The sequence below is a fragment of the Hydrogenovibrio sp. genome, from assembly GCF_049975065.1.
Classification (GTDB): domain Bacteria; phylum Pseudomonadota; class Gammaproteobacteria; order Thiomicrospirales; family Thiomicrospiraceae; genus Hydrogenovibrio.
Genome location: NZ_JBNGDN010000098.1, coordinates 2,435 through 7,006 on the forward strand (window position 1 = coordinate 2,435; position 4,572 = coordinate 7,006).

Annotated in this window: 3 protein-coding genes; 2 read left to right on the forward strand and 1 reads right to left on the reverse strand. The window is 52.2% G+C overall.

From position 1 onward, the window contains the following. Window positions 1–276: GNAT family N-acetyltransferase (locus ACP5D0_RS09435; protein ID WP_472365508.1), on the forward strand; the 276-nt coding region annotated here is incomplete at its 5' end. A gap of 135 nt (window positions 277–411) precedes the next feature. Here the strand turns inward: ACP5D0_RS09435 and ACP5D0_RS09440 are convergent. After that, window positions 412–2,865, reverse strand: coding sequence for an EAL domain-containing protein (locus ACP5D0_RS09440; protein ID WP_472365510.1), 2,454 nt, complete (start codon window positions 2,863–2,865; stop codon window positions 412–414). Window positions 2,866–3,181: 316 nt separating this feature from the next. Between ACP5D0_RS09440 and ACP5D0_RS09445 the strand changes: the two genes are divergently transcribed. After that, a complete protein-coding gene (locus ACP5D0_RS09445) occupies window positions 3,182–4,531 on the forward strand; it encodes an SLC13 family permease (protein WP_472365511.1) in 1,350 nt (449 codons plus the stop codon). Window positions 4,532–4,572 lie beyond the last annotated feature (41 nt).

A 4,572-nucleotide genomic window follows, 5' to 3' on the forward strand; every position in this document is an offset into this window, starting at 1 on the left:
CGTTTGGTGCCGTTTGACCAGGCCTGGTGGTTACGCGGCCTTTTTATTTTACCCGAGTACCGGCAGCAAGGTTTCGCTCACCAATTGATTCGCACCCTGCAATGCGACACCGATGCGGTTATTTACGCCTTTGCTCGCCCGGCGTTGCAGGCTTTTTACCAACGCTTGGGGTTTGAACCTATCTCACCCATGGACATGACGGCCGCGCTGCAAAGCCGACTGAAAACCTATCATAAATCGCAACCAAGATTAAGCGTTTATCGATATGACCCATGACGTGATCCACTCACCGCAGACTCGGTTGCCACAGCCGCTCCCCTCCTAGCGTTACTTCCCCGATTACATTTCGCCAGGCCTGGCGATATTCGGTATCGTCGGTTTGCAACCGGCTGGCTCGAATCCGGCCGGTCGCTAAAGCGTTGGGTGGGTTTTCAGCAGCGCTTCAAACGCGTGAGCCGGCATGGGTTTGCTCATTAAAAAGCCCTGAAAACGATCGGCACCGGAGGTGCGTAAAAATTCAAGCTGCTCTGGGCGCTCAACGCCTTCGGCCACCGACATGAGATTAAAGCTTTTCGCCAGCCCCAGCATGGCTTCCACTATCGCCATATCGTCTTTGTCTTCGGGAATGTCGCGGATAAACGACAGGTCGATTTTCAGCGTATTCAACGGCATTTGTTTCAGGTAAGACAAAGAAGAATATTCGATGCCGAAGTCGTCAATGGCAAACGCCACGCCAGTCTGGCTGATGTCGTTCAACACCGAAAGTGCCTGCTCCGGCGAACTCATCACAAAACGCTCAATGATTTCCAGCTCCAACCATTTTGGCTTGCAGTCGGTTTCGGCCAGCACCGTCTGCACGGTTTGACTGAGGTCATGTTTGGTGATCTGTTTGCCGGAAATATTCACCGCCACACGCCCAGACTTCAAGCCCATGCGATGCCATTGCGCGTTTTGCGTGCAGGCCTGGCGTAATACCCATTCGCCCAGCTCAATGATTAAATCGCTTTTTTCCGCCTCAGCGATGAACTGGCCGGGCATCAGCAAACCGCGTGTCGGGTGGTGCCATCGAATCAGGGCTTCGGAGCCGACAATACGGCGGCTGTGGCATTCGTACTTGGGTTGATAATAGAGTTCGAATTCGTTGTTCTGTATCGCGCGGCGCAGCTCGGATTCCAACTGAATATGCTGAAACGCAATCTGCGTCAGTTCTTCGGTGTAAAAAGCGTAGGTGTTGCGATCATTATCTTTGGCACGATACATAGCGGCATCGGCATTGCGCAGTAACACATCCGCATTGGTGCCATTGTGAGGGTAGAGGCTGATGCCGATGCTGGCGCCAATATAGAGTTTGTGGCCTTCCACCCGAAAGGGTTTTTCAAGGACTTCGAGAATCTTTTCCGCCACCACACTGGCGTCTTCCGGTCCACTCAGATCGCGGATGGAAAAGGCAAATTCATCGCCGCCCAAACGGGCAATGGTATCGGACTTGCGCCCACTGCTTTGCAAGCATTTACCCACTTGCTCCAACACCTGATCCCCGACCTGATGCCCAAGCGAATCGTTAATCTGTTTAAAATGATCCAGGTCGATAAACAGCACGGCCAATAATTCACCATTGCGTTCGCTGTGCGCAATGGCCTGCTCCAACAGACTGGTGAAAAGATAACGATTGACCAGGCCGGTCAGATCATCATGGTGTGCCAGAAAGTATAGTTTTTCTTCGGCTTCCTTGCGAGCGGTTATGTCACGGCTGACGCCCACCAGACCGGAAACATTGCCGTCCTCACCGTAGAACGGGGTTTTGAGGGTGTCCACCAGCATTTTTTGGCCGTCTGGGTAAGTCAGCCATTCTTCATGGTGGCGGGCATCACCTCTGTCAAAAATGACATCATCCTGATGGCTAAAAGCTTCCGCCACCGCCTGGTTGAAAAGGTCGAAATCGGTTTGGCCGATGATTTCGGCTTCCGAACGCCCGACAAACCGTTCAAACGCCGGATTACAGCCTTGGTAAACCCCCATCGCGTCCTTAATGAAAATCAAATCGCTGGTGGCATTAATCACCGAGCGCAACAGGGTTTTTTGTTTTTGCAAAGCGTGTTGCGCGTGATAATAGTCCGTCATGTCCTGAATGGTGCCGCTGGACATCAACGGCTGGCCATGGGTATCAAAATCGGTCAGGCCTTCTTCCCGCACGAATTTGATCCGCCCGTCGGGCAGGCGCAAACGATGGTCGATTCGGTAGGGTGTTTGTTGCTGCAAAGACTGCTGATACGCCTGCTCAACCTTATCACGGTCGTCTGGATGCACCCTGTCAATAAAACATTGGTAGGACGCCTCAACGCTCTGAGCGTTCAACTCAAAAATGCGGTACACCTCTTGCGACCAATACAGTGCTTGGCTAACATGGTTCAGCTCCCAACTGCCCACCTTCGCCATGGCTTCCGCCCGCTGAAACCGCTGGGTTTGCGTTTCCAGTTGCTGTAAGGTGTGATGGTAATCGGTGATGTCGGTGGCCAGCCCATGGATCGCTATGGCGTGTCCTTCAGCATTGCGTTCGGCAAATTCCTGCACCTGCAACCAGCGTTTGCCACCGTTTTTATGGTAGATTTCGACGGTGTAGGCTTGCGATTTTTCACCTTTTAACAAGGCCTGGGTGTGGCGGTGCACCGCCTCATTCTTAGGGTGGTCGGTCAAAAATTCGCTGTAATGGGTTAGAATTTCATGGGGTTGATAGCCCAGTACCTGGGTAACGGAAGGCGTTAAATAAGTGAAGATACCCGCAGCATCATGCGTATAGAAAAAGTGCCTGTCGCTTAAACACGCTTGATAAGCCTGGAATGTAAAATAATCGGTTTGGGAATCCATCAAACGATACCTTTTCTACCTTCATGGTGTATTGGGGTGTGGCGCGCAAGTCATTGTAACCGGAATCGTTCAAGTTGAAATGGTTCCGGTTGAGAGCAACCGATTAATCCTGTATTGTCCCTTCAAAAAGTTCGGCAAAGATTTTCAATTATGCACAAATTTTTAAAAAACATCCAGTCTTGTTTCCCGCCCGAAGAGGACTTGCATCCCGAGCCGCTTTCTTACATGATAATCCGGATTGAGTGCAAAATGCCTGAATCACTTCGTTTTTCACCCCAGCGTTTAGCGCTCTAAACGCACACCCAAAGGAACCGGTATGACGCTGTCGAAACCCATTCATGGCTTACTGCTGGCCATTTTGCCAGGCCTGGCGATTTTTGCTTTATTGAGCGTCTGGCTGACCGGATCGCAAGCGGCCTTGCTGGGAACCGTGGTGGCGCTGGTGATTTTGTGGAGCAACGAAGCCATGCCGCTGGGCTGGGTGTCTTTGCTGCCGATCGTCTTGTTTCCGCTGTTTGGGCTCACCAGCACCAACGAAGTCGCCCCACACTATGCCCAGTCGATTATTTTTCTGTTTATCGGTGGCTTTATGCTGGCCATTGCCATTGAAAAAACCGAATTGCATCATCGGATCTCGCAGAAAATGCTGGCCATTTTTCCCGCCACACCGAAAGGAATGATTTTTGCACTGGCCATTACTTCCGGCGGCTTGAGCGCCTTTTTATCCAATACCACCACCGCCTTGCTGTTAATGCCGCTGGCGATGTTTCTCACCGACCGGCGTGAACTGCAGATGCGCTTTGCACTGGCCATCGCTTTTGGAGCCAGTATCGGCGGCATTCTAACCCCCATCGGCACCCCGCCGAATTTAATTCTGTTCGGTTTTTTCGATCAACACCTGATTCCTGGCATCAGTTTCGCACATTGGGTATTAATGGTGCTACCGCTGGTGGTGCCGATGTTTCTGGTGGTCGGCTGGGTACTGGGGCTGGGCACAGTGAACGAAACGCTCAAAACCGACTTTAAGCCCAAGCCCTTAAACAGCGGCCAGAAAAAAGTGTTGGGGCTGCTGGCGGCGCTGGTGGGCATTTTGGTATTGAACGCGGTCATCACCTCGGTTTTCGGCGGCACAGGCTTTAATGAAAAAGGCTTGTTGCTGGGGTTCGGCCTGATTTTATTTCTACCGCCGTTTTCCATTCTGGATTGGCAGGACACGAAAAAAATTCCTTACGAAATCATTTTCCTGTTCGGAGCCGGTTTCGCCATTGCCAGTGCCTTTACCAGCACCGGACTGGCCGACCAAATGGCGTGGCTGTTGCAACACCTTACCATTTTCCCCACTTGGGGGGTCATCGCCATTATCGCGTTTCTGGTGACCTTTAGCACCGTCATTACCAGCAACACCGCATTGATTGCCATGATTCTGCCCATTCTGCTGGCCGTTTGCGAACAAAGCGGCCTCGACAGCCGATTACTGATGATGGTCGCCACCATCTGTGCCAGCTATGCGTTTATGCTGCCCATTTCCACCCCACCCAATGCCATTGCCATGAGCAGCGGTGCCGTGTCGGTGAAGCAGATGGCCAGCTATGGGTTGGTGTTCAATCTGCTCGGCATTGGGCTGGTCACACTCACCGCCAACGCCCTTTGGCAATTCGGGTTGTGACTCGGTTCCCTGGGCTGTCTAACCCGTGACTTTTACCCCAG

Bases quoted from the DNA above. Each gene is read 5' to 3' on its own strand.
- ACP5D0_RS09440 (WP_472365510.1), bottom strand. From the start codon at position 2,865: ATGGATTCCCAAACCGATTATTTTACATTCCAGGCTTATCAAGCGTGT.
- ACP5D0_RS09445 (WP_472365511.1), top strand. From the start codon at position 3,182: ATGACGCTGTCGAAACCCATTCATGGCTTACTGCTGGCCATTTTGCCA.